The organism is Treponema pallidum subsp. pallidum str. Nichols (assembly GCF_000410535.2).
Lineage (GTDB): Bacteria > Spirochaetota > Spirochaetia > Treponematales > Treponemataceae > Treponema > Treponema pallidum.
This window is the reverse complement of the sequence record NC_021490.2, coordinates 19,366-36,889: the sequence shown is the minus strand read 5'-3', so window position 1 is coordinate 36,889 and position 17,524 is coordinate 19,366. Positions and strand designations below refer to the sequence as shown.

General features: G+C 49.3%; 10 protein-coding genes, 5 tRNA genes and 1 other RNA gene. 8 read left to right on the top strand and 8 right to left on the bottom strand.

The window, feature by feature from the left end; genetic code table 11:
• Positions 1-80 precede the first annotated feature (80 nt).
• Positions 81-1,499, bottom strand: a complete 1,419-nt coding sequence (locus tag TPANIC_RS00140) for a CNNM domain-containing protein (RefSeq protein ID WP_235214062.1) — start codon at positions 1,497-1,499, stop codon at positions 81-83.
• Entirely contained in the window at positions 1,456-2,832 is a 1,377-nt protein-coding gene (locus TPANIC_RS00135; RefSeq protein WP_014342761.1) for a hemolysin family protein, read from the bottom strand. The genes TPANIC_RS00140 and TPANIC_RS00135 overlap by 44 nt, the downstream gene beginning before the upstream one ends.
• Before the next feature lie 72 nt (positions 2,833-2,904).
• Here TPANIC_RS00135 and TPANIC_RS00130 point away from each other — a divergent pair, with 72 nt between their 5' ends.
• Together TPANIC_RS00130 and TPANIC_RS00125 are read left to right on the top strand one after the other, a co-directional pair.
• Entirely contained in the window at positions 2,905-3,927 is a 1,023-nt protein-coding gene (locus TPANIC_RS00130) for a flagellar motor switch protein FliG (protein WP_010881475.1), read from the top strand.
• A gap of 28 nt (positions 3,928-3,955) precedes the next feature.
• Positions 3,956-7,027 (top strand): insulinase family protein, encoded by a 3,072-nt coding sequence (locus tag TPANIC_RS00125; protein ID WP_010881474.1) that lies wholly within the window; start codon positions 3,956-3,958, stop codon positions 7,025-7,027.
• A gap of 78 nt (positions 7,028-7,105) precedes the next feature.
• Here the strand turns inward: TPANIC_RS00125 and TPANIC_RS00120 are convergent, their stop codons facing one another.
• The 4 genes from TPANIC_RS00120 to TPANIC_RS00105 form a co-directional block, all read right to left on the bottom strand.
• Positions 7,106-7,816, bottom strand: a complete 711-nt coding sequence (locus TPANIC_RS00120) for a potassium channel family protein (protein ID WP_010881473.1) — start codon at positions 7,814-7,816, stop codon at positions 7,106-7,108.
• A 179-nt stretch (positions 7,817-7,995) separates the two neighbouring features.
• Positions 7,996-9,327 (bottom strand): sodium-dependent transporter, encoded by a 1,332-nt coding sequence (locus TPANIC_RS00115; protein WP_010881472.1) that lies wholly within the window; start codon positions 9,325-9,327, stop codon positions 7,996-7,998.
• Positions 9,328-9,387: 60 nt separating this feature from the next.
• On the bottom strand, positions 9,388-11,556 hold the full coding sequence (locus TPANIC_RS00110; protein WP_010881471.1) for a hypothetical protein: 2,169 nt from the start codon (positions 11,554-11,556) through the stop codon (positions 9,388-9,390).
• A complete protein-coding gene (locus TPANIC_RS00105; RefSeq protein WP_010881470.1) occupies positions 11,511-11,777 on the bottom strand; it encodes a hypothetical protein in 267 nt (88 codons plus the stop codon). Before TPANIC_RS00105 ends, TPANIC_RS00110 begins: the two co-directional genes overlap by 46 nt.
• 162 nt (positions 11,778-11,939) lie before the next feature.
• On the opposite strand from TPANIC_RS00105, the gene TPANIC_RS00100 reads away from it, so the two are divergent.
• The 6 genes from TPANIC_RS00100 to ffs all read left to right on the top strand — a co-directional run bounded on the left by TPANIC_RS00100 (position 11,940) and on the right by ffs (position 12,642).
• Positions 11,940-12,024: transfer RNA gene (locus TPANIC_RS00100), tRNA-Ser, on the top strand.
• A 40-nt stretch (positions 12,025-12,064) separates the two neighbouring features.
• A tRNA-Ser gene (locus tag TPANIC_RS00095) sits at positions 12,065-12,151 on the top strand.
• A gap of 31 nt (positions 12,152-12,182) precedes the next feature.
• Positions 12,183-12,256: transfer RNA gene (locus TPANIC_RS00090), tRNA-Arg, on the top strand.
• 57 nt (positions 12,257-12,313) lie between these two features.
• Positions 12,314-12,402: transfer RNA gene (locus tag TPANIC_RS00085), tRNA-Ser, on the top strand.
• Positions 12,403-12,458: 56 nt separating this feature from the next.
• Positions 12,459-12,546: transfer RNA gene (locus tag TPANIC_RS00080), tRNA-Ser, on the top strand.
• Position 12,547: 1 nt separating this feature from the next.
• Positions 12,548-12,642, top strand: an RNA gene (gene ffs, locus TPANIC_RS05165) — signal recognition particle sRNA small type.
• Positions 12,643-12,714: 72 nt separating this feature from the next.
• Here the strand turns inward: ffs and TPANIC_RS00075 are convergent.
• A complete protein-coding gene (locus tag TPANIC_RS00075) occupies positions 12,715-14,838 on the bottom strand; it encodes a vWA domain-containing protein (RefSeq protein ID WP_012460510.1) in 2,124 nt (707 codons plus the stop codon).
• The gene (greA, locus tag TPANIC_RS00070; protein ID WP_014342760.1) at positions 14,838-17,519 is read right to left on the bottom strand and encodes a transcription elongation factor GreA; all 2,682 of its coding nucleotides are present in this window, start codon (positions 17,517-17,519) and stop codon (positions 14,838-14,840) included. Before greA ends, TPANIC_RS00075 begins: the two co-directional genes overlap by 1 nt.
• Between the last annotated feature and the right edge of the window lie 5 nt (positions 17,520-17,524).

Genomic DNA, 17,524 nt, shown 5'->3' with positions numbered 1-17,524 from the left:
TGTAGAACACCGATCAACATACAACTTAATTGCACGAATACCGCAAAAGTACGGCCCCATCCTGTGTACTTACTTAGGCGTCAGCCAACGCTTGACCTACATGCTCGAGTGTCCACGAGGGCAGACACAACATACCGATCGAGTACACGGCGTATCTTAAAACGCAATCCTTCAATTACCAACTCATCCCCTACCGTAGGGAGACGTCCAAAACGTTCCAGGAGTAAACCTCCCACCGTGTGGTACACGCGCGACTGCAAACGCGTACCTAACACTTCGTTAAAATATTCAAGAGGAACCGTTCCTGAACATAAAATCTCATGAGTACCGACGCTTTTCATCTGAAAATCAACACGAGGTTTTGACATTCGCTGCACCATTGACCCATGCACTGTGTATCCTTCTACTCCTTCCGAAACTCCAGCAAGTGAACCAAAAATTACCTCCATAATGTCTGTCATGGTTACTAATCCTTCCCCATCGCCCCGCTCGTCTACCACTAACGCCATCTGCTGCTTTGATACCGAGAGCATATCTAACACTGAAAAAAGGTCAGCTACATTCGGTACACAACACAACTCCTGTGCCAAATCACCCACCCGATGCACCGCAGCTCTGGTGTTCGCTACACATGCCGACACCATCTGATCTGATGACTGCGAGGGTAATACTTTACTTTCTCCAAAAATATCCCAGTAGTGTACGAAACCCCAGACGATCCCCGCAGCATCATGCACGAGCAACTGAGAAAAGGAACAGGTACGAAAAGCATCCCACACATGAGATAGTGGTGTGTCCTGAAAAACTGACACAAAGTGTGTGTGCGGTACCATAACGTGTGCAAGCGGTATGCGTTTAAACTGTAAAGCGCGCTGGAACAATTGATTTTCGGTTGACGAAATCACCCCTTCTCGTGCCCCAACTGCAATAAGCGTTTTAATTTCTTCTCGCGAAAGACACGTCGTATGACGCGGCAAAAAAATACCCTCCAGCACATGCATCAATGCTGACGACACACACGCGCAGGGGTACAGCAACCAGTAACTCAATTGCAAAAAAGGCGCAATCCACATCAAGAATCCCAGTGAGTACCGTGCACCCAGCGCCTTCGGGAACATTTCTCCACAAAGAATAATCACGCACGTCACCGCAACCAGTGCCTTCCACACCGACTGTGCACCCCACAACTCCATAGAGCCTAACGTCACCACGCTAGAGAGCACCATATTCAGTGCAGTGTTTTGCACAATAACTGTGGTAATCAGCTGTTCGCGCCGGGCCAGAAGCCAGCATAAGCGTTGTGTACAACGTGTACTGTGCCGCTTAAGCTTACGTTCATCGTCTTGGTTCACCGACGACAACGCGCTTTCTGAACCTGCACATAGGGCCGAGCACACAAGTAAGAACATGAGTTCCAATCCTACCAGAAAAGGGTATGCCACGCGCGCTTCCCTACTATCCTTGAAACTCAAACCGAACACGTACGATTCTGCGCACATGCAGTTGTAGCACCACACAACGCCAAGAACCGAATACAACCGTGGTGCCAGGATCAGGAATACACCCTGTATACTCCATGATAAGACCTGCAAGGGTCTCACTGGTACACGAAGAAAAATCGGTGCCGAGTAGATCATTTATCTCATCCAAGCGCAGCGATCCAGGAAATATATACGCCCGTACCCCCGCACGCGTAACCTGCGGACCTGTTGAATTCACAGGGAATTCATGCGCACTGCTCTTAAAAAATGCTTGGTATATATTGTGCTTTGTCACAAGACCTGCCGTCCCGCCATATTCATCAAGCACAATGGCGACTGCGCGTGAGTGTGCGCGCAATTTGTGCTGCACATATGCAAGTCGTGTACATTCGAAGACAAAAACCGGCGCGCTCACATGTTGCATCAGTGTTCCGCACTCTTCTAAATCTCGTCCGTCTACCTCTTCTGAGCACAAGAATTTCTTCACATCGAAAATACCAATTATCCAATCAACACTCCGTTCATACACTGGAACACGCGAAACGCGCATCTTCTGTGCACAGGCAATTGCCTCCGCCAGAGAACTCGCGCGCGGAACTGCAATCAATTGCGCACGACAGGTCATAATATCTCGCGCAGTAAGGGATGCAGAATGCAAAATACGTTGATACAATGCGCGTTCGCGGGAAGTCACAGTGCCATCCGCCTCTCCAGCGTACAGTACGGTGTGCAGGTCGTCATCCGTAACACGCAGCGAGGGAGTGTGGCACGCGACACGCGCAAGACGCAAGAGCGCACTCCGCGCCATACAGAACACCTGTACAAAAGGAGTAAGCATCAAAGCGCTCCACTGCAAGAATCGCGCAGTATGCAGTGCCACTGCGTTCGGCCGGCACAAGGCAAGTGACTTCGGAATAATTTCTCCAAAAAGAAGTGTAAGCACCGTTCCTGCACCGATGCTCCACCCCACTGCGTGGATGCCAAAGAGGGCACGTGCAAAAAGCGCAATGACTGCAGACAACGCACTGCTCGCCAGGGTGTTCCCGATAACCACAGCAGCAAGATAGAAGTTTTTCCGTCGAAGGATACGCATTGCCACTCGAGCGCGAGCATGACGTTTTTCGTACAGGTAGCGAAGTCTTAAGGTATTTAGCGCACAGAACGCTGTTTCCGCAGCAGAGAACAACATGGAAAGCACCAGCAGCACTACCAACACACCGAACGCAGCGGAAACGGAAAGAACACTCACACGTAATTCCCCCGAAGGGCTAAAACACCAGAACCGAAGAGACAACGCCATACATCCTTGGACCCCTCCCCGCTGGGGGGGGGCACCTTTTAAGGTGCTCACGCCCTTGTGTCAAGAGCACACCCTCCACTACAATGAACTGCGTGTCCGGAGACCGCGCGGAGTCCTCTTTCTATGAATAGAACCGAATCTCCTCGTGGCTTAATCAAAGCCACCGTACGTGAACAAGACCGAGGCCGAACCGTTTATAAAAAGATTGCCCAGTTCCTCTCCCTCATTGGAGAAGAGCAGGCGGCGCTGGTGCTCAAGCAACTTGAGCCTGCACAGATTGAGGCGGTGGTTGCCGAGCTCCTGACACTCAAACCCCTCAGTCCAGAAGAAGCGCGTGAGATCCTACGGGAGTTTTCTGCCCTCTGCGCTCGTGTGTCGCCTGTTACCGGTGGACTGCGTGCTGCGCAGTCGATGCTTTCCAAAGCGTTTGGGGAAGAAAAGGCCGATCTTATCTTGAAGCGGGCGGTGCCAGCGGCACAGCCGAAACCTTTTGAGTTTTTGGCTGCGCTTGAAGCCTCCCAACTTCTCCCCCTCCTGGAAGGAGAACTACCTGCCACCAAAACACTCATCCTCTCGCAGCTGCCTCCAGAAAGCGCTGCGCACTATTTGAGTAATATCAGCACAGAGGAGAAGAAGGACTTGATCGTTCGCCTTGCAAAGTTAAAGCACGTTAACCCTCAGGTGCTGCAAGTCATGAGTGACTCCTTGCACAAAAAGTTTGCAGCGCTCCATTTGTCCCAGCGCCGTGATCTTGACGGGCATGCAGTGCTTGCGGCAATTCTCAAAAAGATGGAGCGCGCGACTGAGCATTCAATTCTTCATGCCCTTGCAGAAAAAAATCCAACACTTGCAGCGCGTGTCCGCACGCATCTTTTCACGCTGGATGATATCCCCGCGCTCCCAGATACATTTTTGCAAAAACACCTGGCGTCTTGTTCTGAAAAAACTCTTGCTGCGCTCATCAACACCAATCATCCTGCTTTTGTTCAGAAAATTCTCTCTAATCTCTCTAAAAACCGCGCACAGCTTGTGCGCGATGAGTACGACACGTTCCCGCCTTCAGCGCATGATACGCGCACCATCACTGAGCACTTTTTAGCTACATTGCGCAGTGCCGGCGCGCAACAGCACATTGCTTCCAAATAGCTTGCAAGAAGAGGAGTGAGAATCACCGATGAGTACGCTTCTTCACGGTTTTGAAATTATCTGGCGCCATTCACTCGCTGAGCTTTCGGCAGTGGGTGTCTATGCTCGACACAAAAAAACAGGGCTTGAGTTGTACCACATTCTCAACGAAGACCCGGAGAATTTGTTTGCCTTCTGTTTTATGACGGCAGAAGAAGCAAGTACCGGGGTTGCTCATATCCTTGAGCATTCGGTGCTCTGTGGATCACAGCATTATCCCCTCAAGGATCCGTTCCTCATACTCGCGAAACAAAGCGTGAAAACGTTTCTTAACGCTCTAACCTTTCCGGACAAAACAGTATATCCGGCCTCCTCCTTGGTAGAGACTGACTACTTCAATGTTATGAGTGTATATGCAGACGCAGTCTTTTTCCCCCTGATCGAAGAGTGGACCTTTAAGCAAGAAGGACACCGCTTTGAGTTTAATGAGCACAACCAACTTACCCTCCAGGGCGTTGTACTGAATGAAATGCGCGGTGTGTATGCAGACTTTCATACGCTTGTGTATAAGCACGCAACACACGCGACCACACGTGGCTCAGTGTATGCACACGATTCAGGAGGTCATCCAACAGTTATTCCTCGTCTCACGTACGAATCGTTTAAAGCTTTTCACAAAAAACACTATCACCCGTCAAACTGCAAGCTTTTTCTGTACGGAAATATACCCACCGAAAAACAGATGGCATTTATTGAGGATAAATGCCTTTCAAAATTTTCTGCCCGCAAAGCGTTGCCCCCCATCCCCCCTATCCCTGCATACCAAAGTCCCCGTACGTACACCGGGTACGCACCGGCGAGCGAGGGGATGGATTTAACACGGTGCGCCGTATTGCTCAGCTGGTTACTCCCAGAATCAGACAAGGCTGAACAGTTAATGGACGTGTTTTTGCTCGAACACGTTTTGCTCGGTCACGATGCTGCTCCCCTTGCACAGGCACTGTTAGAATCAGAACTCGGTGAGGATTTATACGCATATAACGGCAGTCACATCGATCTAAAGCGTATGCTTTTTTTTGTAGGTATGACTGGGGTGCAGCATACACAGGTCGATGCACTAAAGGCATGCGTGTTTGAAACACTAGAGTCGCTTGTTGCGCACGGCATCCCTCCACAGGAAGTGGAAACAGCGCTGAATGCACTCGAATTTTCAAATACTGAAGTACGCCGCTCTGACGGTCCTTTTTCTCTCGTGCTCATGCAGCGTTCGCTGCGTGGATGGTTGCACGGTGCAGGTCCAGAAAGTTCTTTGCGTTATATCCCCGCACTGCAGGCACTGCGTGAAAAGGTACACCACCATCCACACTACGTGGAAAATCTCATCCTCACGCACTTGCTGCGCAACCCGCAGTACACGGTACTTTCGGTACACCCAGACCCAGACTTCTCAAAAAAACTTGATGAGCAATTAGAAAAATACGTACAGGATTTCTCCCGTACACTCACGCAGCCAGCAGCGGCGCGCCTCCGAGCTGACCAAGAATCACTGCGTGTACGACAGACAACACCCGATCCGGAGGAACTCCTTGCGTTGCTCCCCCATATAAAGCGGGAACAACTGCCAGTCCCCACCCCAGAACTGAGCGAAACCATGCAGTTTTTTGGTTCTGTTCCTGTTCTCGTGCATGAGCTTGCCACGAACGATATTACGTACTTACACCTTGCAATCCCAGCAGATATGCTCAGTGTAAAAGAAGCACAACTTCTGCCACTGTATGGCTACGCACTGACAGGTATGGGAACCGAGACACATCATTGGAGTGTGGTATCTGCCGAGATTGCCCGTCTCACCGGGGGCTTTGCCGCCCGCTGTATAGTAGCAGGCGATCAGGGAAGCGAGATACTCCCCTTACTGAGGGGACAGAACACACTGCAACGCAGCGATATAGTCGGGCGAGCGTGGCTAGTTGTCAGCGTAAAAATGCTGTCGCGCTTTATCGTACAGGCGATTTCGTACGTGTGTGCACACGTGCGCAGTCTTTCTTTTACAGATACACGACGGTTAAAAGACATCCTTGCACAATATAAAAATGACTTGGATAGCGCTGCCATGCATTCAGGACATTCCATTGCACTTGCAAAGGCAAACGCTCGCGTGAATGCAGCAAAGGCCGTAGAAGAACTCTGGACTGGAGTCACGCAGATTCGCTTGGTACGTGCTTTGTGGACAGAGTGTACAGAAACCGTTGCCTCCCCTTCGCTGGCAGCCAAACTCAAAGCGCTGCATGAAAAACTGCTCACTGCAGGAGTGATCGGATGTGTATGTGGTACAGAAACATCGTTACACACAGCGCTAGATGCATTGGCAAAACCTCTGGCGTGTTTTCGTGCACCGCTATCCACTTATTTTATCCACCACACCTCTGCGCCCACAGCGCACGAACAACAGATACCCTCCGCTCACGGTGTGCTCTTTCAAGAGGCCCTGCAGCACATGCGCACCCGCAATATGCTGACGCTGCTTCCAGCCCCTGTGCAAGTGGGTTTTGCAGCGCTGTCCCTTGCACATCCACGGCTTCCTTTGGAGAGACGCGGGGTAGAGCAGGTGTTTGCCCGATATCTAAGTACTGAGCCGTTTTGGGAAAAAATTCGAACGATAGGTGGTGCTTACGGTGCATTCACCCTGCCAGATCCAGTACATGGCATATTTTCCTCACTAACTTACCGCGATCCAAATCCGCTCCACTCCCTTGACGTGATATTCAAGACGATTGAGCACCTGCACGCCGATCACAAGGGCACCTCCAGTCTCTTTAACCAGAAGACGATGGAACGTCTAATCATAGGAGCGTACAGTACGGCGGTAACTCCTGAAACACCGGAGCATAAAAGTTTTGCGAGTTTCCTGCGCTTTCTCAACGGAACGACAGAAACAGAGCGTATTGCGGCTATTGAGCATATTCTAGACGCACGGGTAACAGACATGCACTTGTGTACCCAACTACTCTGGGCGCAGCGCACGTGTGCTGAAGCTGCGGTGGTAAGCACTGCAACCTCAATTCGGGAAGCGGCAACGCTTGAGCCTTATTTTTCAAAACTTGAAGCTGAGCCCCCTCTCTAAATATTCCCCTTTACGTAGGCATGTGCGGGAAAAGGGAAGATTACACGCGCCTACTCCCGTGCGCGGAACATTGGGAAGTCAGCTGGTAAGGAACCATTGTTTGAAAAAGTCGCTGAAGCTATGGGTATGTGCCAGCTTGTCCTGCGACTGTGCATAGATGTCTTTGTGAGAACCGGCAACGAGCAACACATCGTTCGCTTCAAAGCAGTATTCAGGATCATTGATAAAACAAAAATCCTCTGCATCGCGCTTACGGATAGCAATGATATTAAGAGAGAAGTTTTTGCGCACATCCACTTCACGCAAAGTTCTTCCCACATAGTCCTCGTGCACAGCCATTTCCGCAATTGCCAGCTGCGCAGAAAGTGGCATAAAGTTGAAAAGAAGATCGAAAGCAATCATAGGAGTGACTTTTTTAGCTGCCTCCCGGTCCGGGAGCACTACGTGCGTAGCACCAACGCTCGAGAGGATATGCCCTTGTTCAGCGCTGTATGCCTTAACTACGATATCTGCAATTTCTAATTTTTTTAAAAACGTTGTTATCATGATTGATGATTCAATTTTAACCCCCAGATCAATAACCGCTGCGTTGATATCCTGTGGAATCATCTTGCACAGAGTGAATTCGTCCAACACATCAATTGCGCGCACGATTCTCACCCTGCTACGGTAGGTTTCAACGAGCGTTCGATCCCTGTCCAGGAGGACTATATTGTTAGTGAGCTTGAGCAGCTCCTTTAGCATGCTAAGACCGAAGTCTCCAAGTCCAATAAGAGCAAATCTTTTCACGCGTAGCTATCCCCCCTCCTATAACTGGAGCCTCACAAACTGAGGAGTACGGACGTGTCAACATATCCCCGGCACGACACCTCTCCACCTGCGATCCCTCTCGTCAACGGTTGTGTCGACAATTTGCAAAGAATATATTTACCCAACTGTGGGTTTGGCCGCTTTTGCGCGTCATCACACTAAAAACCACCGAACATTACCCCAAGCACCATAATCATTACACAAAGCCCCAAATACACGTACCGCATATACGGCGTGAACCATTTACCCAACGGACCGCGTGCACACCGGTTGATAGCTACACGGCAACGCTCTGCACCATATACCCAAAATATCATCACGCTCCCCATAAGGGCAGATAACGGAGATAGTATAACCACCACTATATCTGTAAACGTTTCGAACACTCTCATCGAGGCATTCAGAGGAAGAGATACAAACGCAACCACGAGTGCTAGTGACCACGTCAGCGTTCGGCGCCCCACTGTACACGTGTGCACAAAAGACTCGAGTATTACTTCTAACATAGCAATTGCAGAACTTAACGCTGCACATAGTACACACAAAAAGAATAACACACTTATCATCACCCCCATCGGTATCTGCGAGGCGACACGGGTTATTGTTACAAACAAAAACTCCGGTCCACTGCTGACGTCCATACCTAAAACCCACGCACTCGGAATTAAACATAATGCGGACATACCTGATGCCAAAAAATCTAAGGTCGCTGTCTGAAATGCAGTACGCGGTATGTCCACCGTATCTGGCATGTAACTGCCATATAAAACCATAGCCGCGCCCCCCAAACTGAGACTAAAAAACGACATGCCTAATGCATACAACCAGAGTCTCGGATTGCACAATGATGAAGATTGAAATGCCAACATTCTACGCATACCTATCCACGCGTTAGGAAGAGTAAATATATATCCTGTAATAAACGCAAGGACACCGTAAAAAAGTACCATCATTATAATGTTTCCTCGCTCCACCCCCTTTTGCACGCCCGCACTCACTACACACGCTGTGAGCGCGATAGCTGCAAGCGTCCACGGCACATTCGCACTTGTCCCTGCAACCTGGTAAAACAGGTCGTGCGCCTGAGTACCTGCAAGTGCATTCGTGCACGAAAATACTACATAACGCAAGATCCACCCTATAATCACTACATAAAAAGAGCAGGTAGCGAGCAATACTCCTACCGGAAACCACCCGCTACCTCGTAGTGCTCGTAAAAAACACGATGGATGTGTTTCACACACACGGGTAAACGCACGCACAGGACCGCAGCGCAGTGTCTTTCCAAAAGCATACTCCCCCATCAGTCCAAAACGGGAAAGACCAAATAGAAAAATAAAATACGGAATTAAAAACGTCACACCACCAAATTCCACCAGGCGTCCAGGGAACAACCACACGTTTGCAAGCCCCATTGCCGCACCGACACAAGACAACACCACGCCCACATGACTGTTGAATAACTCTCGTCCCTGTTTCCTACGACTCATATCCTACCCGCTCGTCTATTCCTTTTTACAAGAGACAAAAGGATCCCCTTCAGAACAGACTCAAGAAAAAATAGAATTTTTCAGTAGCACTATCCTGGACGCGCGCGCAATCGATACTCGCTCAGGGGGAAGTTCTGCGTGTACACACACGTGAAGCAACGCATCCTCTTCGCATTTTTCAATTGCGCACACCGTACCCACTATCTTATGCACTGACTGCCCTGAACTAGTCTCAATCTCAAGTAAAGCACCAGAACGTAACGCACACTCTGCAAGACGATACTTGCCTAAAAAATCAACCCCGCTCGCTTCCGTTCTCTCCCTGCGGATCGTTTCGGACGAAAGTTGCATTCTATCCAGAATCAACCCCCGTTGCAAGCGGGCACGTAGCTCCGTCTGCTCTGTTGCGTCCAATTTTAGTTGTTGCAGGTGCGCCTCAAACTCTTTGAGCCGCTGCAGCCGCACAGCACGTCGCATCCGTTGCACCTTGCGCCATTGTGCCTTGTCCCAATACTTACCCGTTGCACCAGACGTGGACGGATCTACATCCTCTTCGCTCTGCACGTGAGCCACCCCACCGGTCTGTTCTGAAATAGACGGAGTATCTGCAGCACTGTGCGTGCACGAAACGTTCGGAGTTTCCAACACAAAGGCACCTAAATGTGCAAAATCTCGCGTTGATTCCTCGGAGACTCCCCGAGCAGACCGCACTGGAAAAGAAAAGGAAGGCACATGGAGCGCACGTGCACCCTGCTCACCAGGGCGGAATAACGGGGTGGCTGTATCAATTGGCTCGCACAGGTAGGACAGACGCGCTCGCGCGAGCGCCTGATACAACATACACTCTTGGCATTCATCAAAAAAGTACACTCCTTCTGCAAGACGCGTGCGCACTAGCGGGTGCAGTGGCCCGCCAGATTCAAAAAAAGCTTGCTGAGATGAATCAACCTGCATGACAAAGCCGCGTCTTAAGGTCAACGCGGTTATCTGTGCATACCACTGCCGGAAAGAAGATAGTATATTCTGTGGCACCTGCTCACCTGTTTTACATTCTAAAGCCTGTGCAAGTGCCTGCACTGTTAATCCGCGCGCAAAGCCAGTGGTACAGCTTTTTTTATTGAGCTCAAACGTGGCAACTGTTTGTAGTGAGCAGACATGCGCACAGGATAAAATTGGCAAAACCCCTTGCATATCTCCATCGGGGAAAATGGTTAACTCTGCCGTCGCTGACAAGACCATTCCTGGCCCACGCGTGTACTGTCCTTTAAATAGAGCCTCATTCAACGCGCACAGTCCATCTTTCACACACAACAACCCAAAAAGCTGGGCCGTGCGTATAGCCGTGATCGCCGACTGCATAGAAAAAACCGATGAATCATGTAAAGCTCCTTTACGCTTTTGCAGCATTGTATCTTTGGACAAAGACAAAGAAGAGAAAAAATCAGCAGCAACAGATGGTGCTGCCTCTTCCACCAAGATACGATACACGCGTGTTAGATCTTCAGGTGCGTATTGCGCATCTGGGTGCAACACACAGAGAAGTGTACGCAAAGCCTGCGCTCGCTGTACGAGCACCTCTTTGCGCAGAATAGCCGTACTGGCAACTGTCAAATACACCGCACGTTCCAGAGCAGTTAAGGAGAAAAAAGAAGCCCACCGTTTATCTTGCACATGCACCTGTGCTGATTCGCAGACAATCAATCCCAGATGTTCCAAGACGCGCCGACCTTCCTGTAAAAGACGTGATGTACCCCTTTCCTCCCCTGCTCTCTGCAGATATGCAGGGAGTGCCACACTCACCACATCCGGATCAACAGGAAACAATGCCTGGAACATAACAAATGCCTTTTTCCTAAACGTCCCATCGACTTTTAATAAATTTTCCCCGTGCGTAAAAAACGAATACAATGCGCACAGCATCAAATCTGTTGTCAATAACTGTGCGGATGGACGCATCCGCTTTTGCGGAATGAGAAAAAGATTGAGTCCAGCTACCGTACTCAATGCTTTTTGCAACAGAGGATTGATACCATAACACGGCGTTTGCCGCACCCTACCATTCTGCGCAACGCTCGCGACTTCTGCCTGTGTAACCTCACCAGGCATCTGAGGAATGCGGTAAAGAATAAGACGTTCTTCTAAATTCAGTAGACGTGTTCTTATCTCCGCCTGGGCAACACGTTCTAAAAAAAAATTGTCAGCAGCTCGAGCGTTGCACGGGGAACGCACATAACAACAGAAATAAATAACAAGTCGAGTTCATCAAGCATCTGCACCACAGCGTTCTGAATAGACTTTCTTTGCAGGAAGGCACTAAGTTGTTGAACAAGCCTCTGTTTATGAAATGGAGTCTTAAGCACACCCAAATAGAGGCGCATAAGATCAAAAAAATGCGTATCGGGCAACTGCACCAAAGATGCACTCCATTCTGCATATCTTGCATCGTCCATATACTCCCCTACTCAAGCTACAAGGGGGAGCGTAACATAAAAACGCTACTTCTCTAAGAGCTTCTCCCCAGAAGGGAAGTTTTCTACACGTACCACTTTTTTATGCTGCTCGTACAAAGACTTGACAGGAGCAACGTTTACACGCAGGATGGAAGGGCGTCCGGAGTGGTGGCCGAGTGGTTGAAGGCGACGGTCTTGAAAACCGCTGTGTCGCAAGGCACCGGGGGTTCGAATCCCCCCTGCTCCGCGGGGAGTATTCGGTACGGTGCGTCTGTTTGCTGTTTTTTGGAGCGGTGCGAGAGTGGTCGAATCGGGCTCCCTGCTAAGGAGTTGCATTCATCCGAGTGCCGGGGGTTCGAATCCCCCCTGCTCCGGTTTGGGGGCCGGTTGGCATCCCACTCCCTTGAGACTATAGCTCAGCTGGATAGAGTGTCAGATTGCGGATCTGAAGGTCGACGGTTCGAATCCGCCTAGTCTCATTACGGGACTTGTCCCGCTGAGGGTGGTGTCCTGTGGGGCTCTGCCGTTGTTGTTGAGGAGAGATGCGAGAGCGGTCGAATCGGACGGTCTCGAAAACCGTAGCGCTCTTGCAAGGGCGCCGAGGGTTCGAATCCCTCTCTCTCCGTTGTTGGCTGAGGAAACGTCGCACCCCCTTCTCAGAACCGGCTGGGTGCGGCCGTAGGAGAGATGTCCGAGTGGCCGAAGGTACACGATTGGAAGTCGTGTGTGCCCCAAAAGGGTACCGAGGGTTCGAATCCCTCTCTCTCCGTTCCGGGGCCGCCCACGAAATATCCCCCAAACCCCGCTAGGTCCGGAAGGAAGCAACGGTAGGGGGACGCTTCGGTGCGCGATCCGCCCCGGTTTTCATCTTTCCCCCTTTCCATCTGCTCAATCGAGTCCCGAATCCACCTCTCGACTCGTTCCTTTATCGCTTTGATCAAGCGTATTCGATAGAGGTGAGCAGATTGTTCAATCTCACAGCGGGATCCTCATACTGGCGGAATGTGAAGGGCACATGATACCCCCTGTCAGAGACAAGGGTAACCACTCTGCCGACGCAGTCGTGCACCACACTCGACTCCTCGTACGGGAAGTACCTCGGCTTCAAGATAGCAAGATGATATACTTCACCGTCAAAATACACTTGTGCTAGCCGCCTTGGAAACGGCACCAAAAAAATTAGGAAGTCATCCCCCTTGTGCCCGCCAACCCCTAAACGGGTTCCTGCTTTCATTACGTGAATATTGCGCTTGCCAATCGCACGTGTTTGATCAAACACAAAAATTTCAGTCATTCCTGACCGACTACATCCATGCTCCGCACGCGTTACCCTGGGGGAAAATGAAACTCGATCACGCCCAAATGCAGTTGCCGCATTCAATACACTGAGGCGATCCTGCACATCGCTTTTACGCTGAGATACAATTCTCTCCATGCCTGCATACACGCGCTCCTGATCCTGCCTTTGTTCCTTAACAGAATGCGCCCGAAAATCAGACATCGAACCAGGACCCTGACACCCATTCTCTGTACGGGGACTTCCGCGCCATGACTTACGAGACAACACGCGCTTTGACCTACACACCACGGCTGATACAAGTACTAAGAAGATAGCCAAAGCAAACAGAGGCAAAAGCACCGCACCGAAACCCGTGCGACTCAACCCTACCATGTCCAACACATATCCAAACGCATGCGTAAGCCCTACAGAAGACAGAACCCCATGTATACCTCTCCGCACCAATCCAAGAAAAGGCAAAGGAGAAACGCGCAGCTCTGCTGTTGCCACCTGAGGGAACACGCGGACGTTATCTGCAAACTGTACACGCATGGTCACCTGGTACGTTCCCTCTTCGTGGTAGCGCTTAGGTAATAAAAAAGTTGTTCGCAACATCGCGCGTGCACCGGACGCTACTGCACAAGACTCTGTTTGCACCGAAACTATGTCAGTCTCAACGCCATTGTCAAAAATCACCCGCTCCAAATGCAACAAAACGGGAGCATCCGTGCTATTTTCAACCTCGAACATACATTCTGCATACTTACCCTGTACCTCAAGGACCCTTGGAAAGTGTAACACGGGAAGCGTGCGCTCCTTCTCGGAAAAACGCACAGAACCATCTGAATCAACCGGACTCACCCTGATTCCCAAATCCTCCGTGAACTCGCGGGAAACATCAGTTGCTTCTGAGGAAGGCCGAACCCCTTCCCTTTTAGCAGGATCTGCATTACTGCGTCTGTCCTGTGTGCGTGCCACCTCCACATGGCTGCCAACAACCCCTTGGACTGTCCCGTCCTCCCTTCCGTGCGTAGCAACTGCATGGTTATCTGCAACGCCGCCCGTTTGATCGGAAACCACACCCACAGTGTCCAACTTAGGCCTTCTTGTTTGTCCTTCTGCAAAGCTACCGACTGCAGAGATTTGAACATCATCTGTCTTTTGTAGGTCAGTCAGCAGATTGTCATCCAAATCGCGGATCTGGATGTCCTGGGGAAAGGGAAGTTTTATGTAAAACACACGCACCTGCTCTCGTCTCAGATCCGCGGCAGCCCGTGCAAGGTTAATTTTTACCTGATCCTTGTTGTAGTTTTTATATGCGCTACGCGCAGGCGGGTTAAAAATACCGTCAGACACAACAATCAAAATTTTTTCATGTGCTGCAGGCAAAGCGCGTAAGTGTGTACGCGCGAAATCTAGCGCTGTTAAAAAGTCAGAATATAACCCCAACTGATGCAATATCATGAAACGAGACACTACCTGAGAAAGATCAAACTCACTACGGATAACCTGAGAAATCTCGTGACGTGGCGTGGCACTAAACGAAATAATATGGAACGAATCACCCAAACGCACAAAACGAGTAGCGATATCTTTTAGCACACTACCGCTTACCACGGAACGGTACGGTAAAATAGTGCCAGACGTATCAAGTAGCACCGTAATATCTGCAGACTTTGTAACACTCTGTTCGCGAACCAGCTCTTGCGCAAACAGCGCAGCACATAGACACATAAGAAATAACATTAATCTCCGCATAATTCGCATCGCACACTTCCTCACTAGATCTCTGCAGCAGAGATGCTTAAGATCTCATACACCTTTTCATGTTCTCCCACCGTAAAGGCAAGTTGTTCCCCTGTCTTACGATTGAGCAGATTGCTACCTAACGGAGACATGTACGAAATAATACCACGTTCTGGAGCCGACTCCCACGGACCAAGAATAGTGTATGTCTCATCTTCTCCACTTGTGTGATTTTTTAAGCTAATTACCGTACCAAACGAAACTCTGCCAGCTACAACAGTGGTAGGATCGAATACCTGTGCCCGCTCAATCTCCTCTTGTAGCCGAGTCACCATATTGTTCAACCTTGTTTGTTCTTCTCGCGCAGCCTTATACTCTGCGTTCTCACGCAAATCACCGAGTTCTAAGGCCCTACCAATCTCTCGAGAATTTTCCGGAATACGAACATCAAGCAAATCCTGCAATTCTTTCTTTTTTGCATTGAGCATCTTTGCAGTTACCACTAGTCCACGTCCGGAAACCACACGTTCCTCAGTATCAAAAAACTTAAAATCCTTGTACTTCTCAATAATTTTATTGCGCAAATGGACCTTTAACTTTGGATCAAGCCCCTGGATATCACTTATTAACGTGTAAAGACGGGTAGTAGTTCCCACATCGTGCGAAAGCATGAAGTGTTCTAGCAAATGATCATTCCCAAAGAGTACCGAAAGAGCCTGCTTGTTAAGTTTTCGGTTCTCAGTGGTGTTCCGCCGGTTAGCGATTTCCCGATAAGTAATGTCCACAATGTGGATGAGGACGATAATCCGCTGTTCTGCGGTAATGCGCAGCTCCTGGAACCAAGGCTCATCCCTTACCGTCTTGAATAACCAAATAACCGCCGCACGATTATCCGCATAGTATTCAAAGCAAGCCTCGACCACCCTCAGTGCCTTTTCCTTATATCCCTCTTCCATAAGCGCGCGAAGAATCTCTAGAGAGAGCACCTCGGGGAACAGCTTGACATACTCATCGCTCCAATTGCTCACAAAGTTTTTCACACTATTCACGAATTCCCACTTGAGGCCCTTATCCTTTATCTCTGTGTACACCAATCGAGGATCCGCAATATGCGCGTACAAATCCGCAAAACCATGGGGTCTACACGCATTTAGGTGAGGCAGCACCGTGGAAACACGCGTTACCACCAAGTAAGCCGCAATTACATTGCCGTCCACGACACTAAACGCACGCAAAAATGTGTTAAAGTAGTCGAACATTTCTCTGAAAGCGTCAGAATCTGTATCTGCCTTGTCCATAAAGGTATTGAGGATGTCGATGCGCGCGAAGAAATTTTTTTGTGCCTTAAATTCCACAGCAAGTTTTTCTTCTAGGGAAACAGGACAGCTCCGCACCGTATAAAAATCGATATTGCTGGGATTCGCAGCAAATCCAGTACTTTCTTTCAAAATCTTCCGTGCTTTCGTACTCCAACTCGTCCACTCCCCCACAGAAAGCAAAGAAGGAACTAATTCCTGCTTAACCTTTTTGAGGTTACAGTTATTGTCGAAACTTGTGATGATCACCTTCAGTGCCCATTCAGGATCCTGCCTTATTTTCGCAGCAAGATCCTGCCGCTTCAGTACCGACTTAAGCACCCAGATATGCTCTTTGCCAAGGGTTTGCAACGCGCTAATAGCCATCTTCAAAAGCATGGTATGCGCACGCCTTTTCGCAAAATCGATCAGTAACTCATCGTTACACACCTTCGCAATCCGACCTACCCCCCACGTTCGATGAAAAACAAAACTACCCTCGTCAAAGGAAATATGCTTTTCAAAATCATTAATGGCTTCAAAGACATTGCGCCAAGATTGGCTAATGTTCGATATCTTTAGGTACTCCTCAAGCTGGCTATGTCCGCGATACTTACACCGAAAATTCTCTATGATTTCCTTACGCGCCCAAACATCCTTCTCATCATGTTCAAGAATATGCTTGAGTATATTGATGCACGTTGTCCAATCCTCATTTTCTTTGTAATAGACATATACATCTTGCATGAGCACGCTCCCGCGCCCTTCTCCCAGTTTCTCTGAAATTTTCTTCTGCTCACGATAAAAAAACTCGACATCGTCTGGAATCAGTGCAACAAGCTTAGTCCAAACCTCCTTTATGGCCGCGTTCTGCCTCCGCGCGATAAAACGATACAGCGCTTTTTTGTAAAACTCCGTAGCTTTCTCTTTATTCCCTTCCTGCTCGTATTTATCCGCCAGCACACGAGTGATTTCCGCCTCTTCGTAATCGATCCTAACTAACCGTTCCCAAACATCATAGAGCTGTTCGTTTCCAGAGGTTTTGTAACATTCTCCTAACGCACGCAACGCAAGCTTTGATTCACCGTACTCAAGCACACGGGTACAGAGGTGCTCAACTATTTGATTCTTGTGATTATCACCAAAGATAGTCAGCAGCGTCACTAAACACGAATCATCTAACAACTGCTTAGAAAGCGAAATAATCCCAGAAATGTATAACGCGATTATACTGTTCTTCGAGTGCGCCAGATGTTCGTCACAGATACCTTTCAGTACATCAAGGATAGATTGTCTTTTCGCCTCCGCAATGATTCTGTCAAGTTCCTTAAACTTTTCCGCAGAATACGCGGTAAGCGTCGCGCGTGTCCATTTTTCTTCATTGAGCATTTCCCGAACGTCGTGTTCTATGTGTTCTGACATTACTT

What these genes read in the sequence shown, in the direction of transcription:
- TPANIC_RS00140 (WP_235214062.1), bottom strand. Translation starts at nt 1,499, where the DNA reads ATGTGCGCAGAATCGTACGTGTTCGGTTTGAGTTTCAAGGATAGTAGG.
- TPANIC_RS00130 (WP_010881475.1), top strand. Translation starts at nt 2,905, where the DNA reads ATGAATAGAACCGAATCTCCTCGTGGCTTAATCAAAGCCACCGTACGT.
- TPANIC_RS00125 (WP_010881474.1), top strand. Translation starts at nt 3,956, where the DNA reads ATGAGTACGCTTCTTCACGGTTTTGAAATTATCTGGCGCCATTCACTC.
- TPANIC_RS00115 (WP_010881472.1), bottom strand. Translation starts at nt 9,327, where the DNA reads ATGAGTCGTAGGAAACAGGGACGAGAGTTATTCAACAGTCATGTGGGC.
- TPANIC_RS00105 (WP_010881470.1), bottom strand. Translation starts at nt 11,777, where the DNA reads ATGGACGATGCAAGATATGCAGAATGGAGTGCATCTTTGGTGCAGTTG.
- greA (WP_014342760.1), bottom strand. Translation starts at nt 17,519, where the DNA reads ATGTCAGAACACATAGAACACGACGTTCGGGAAATGCTCAATGAAGAA.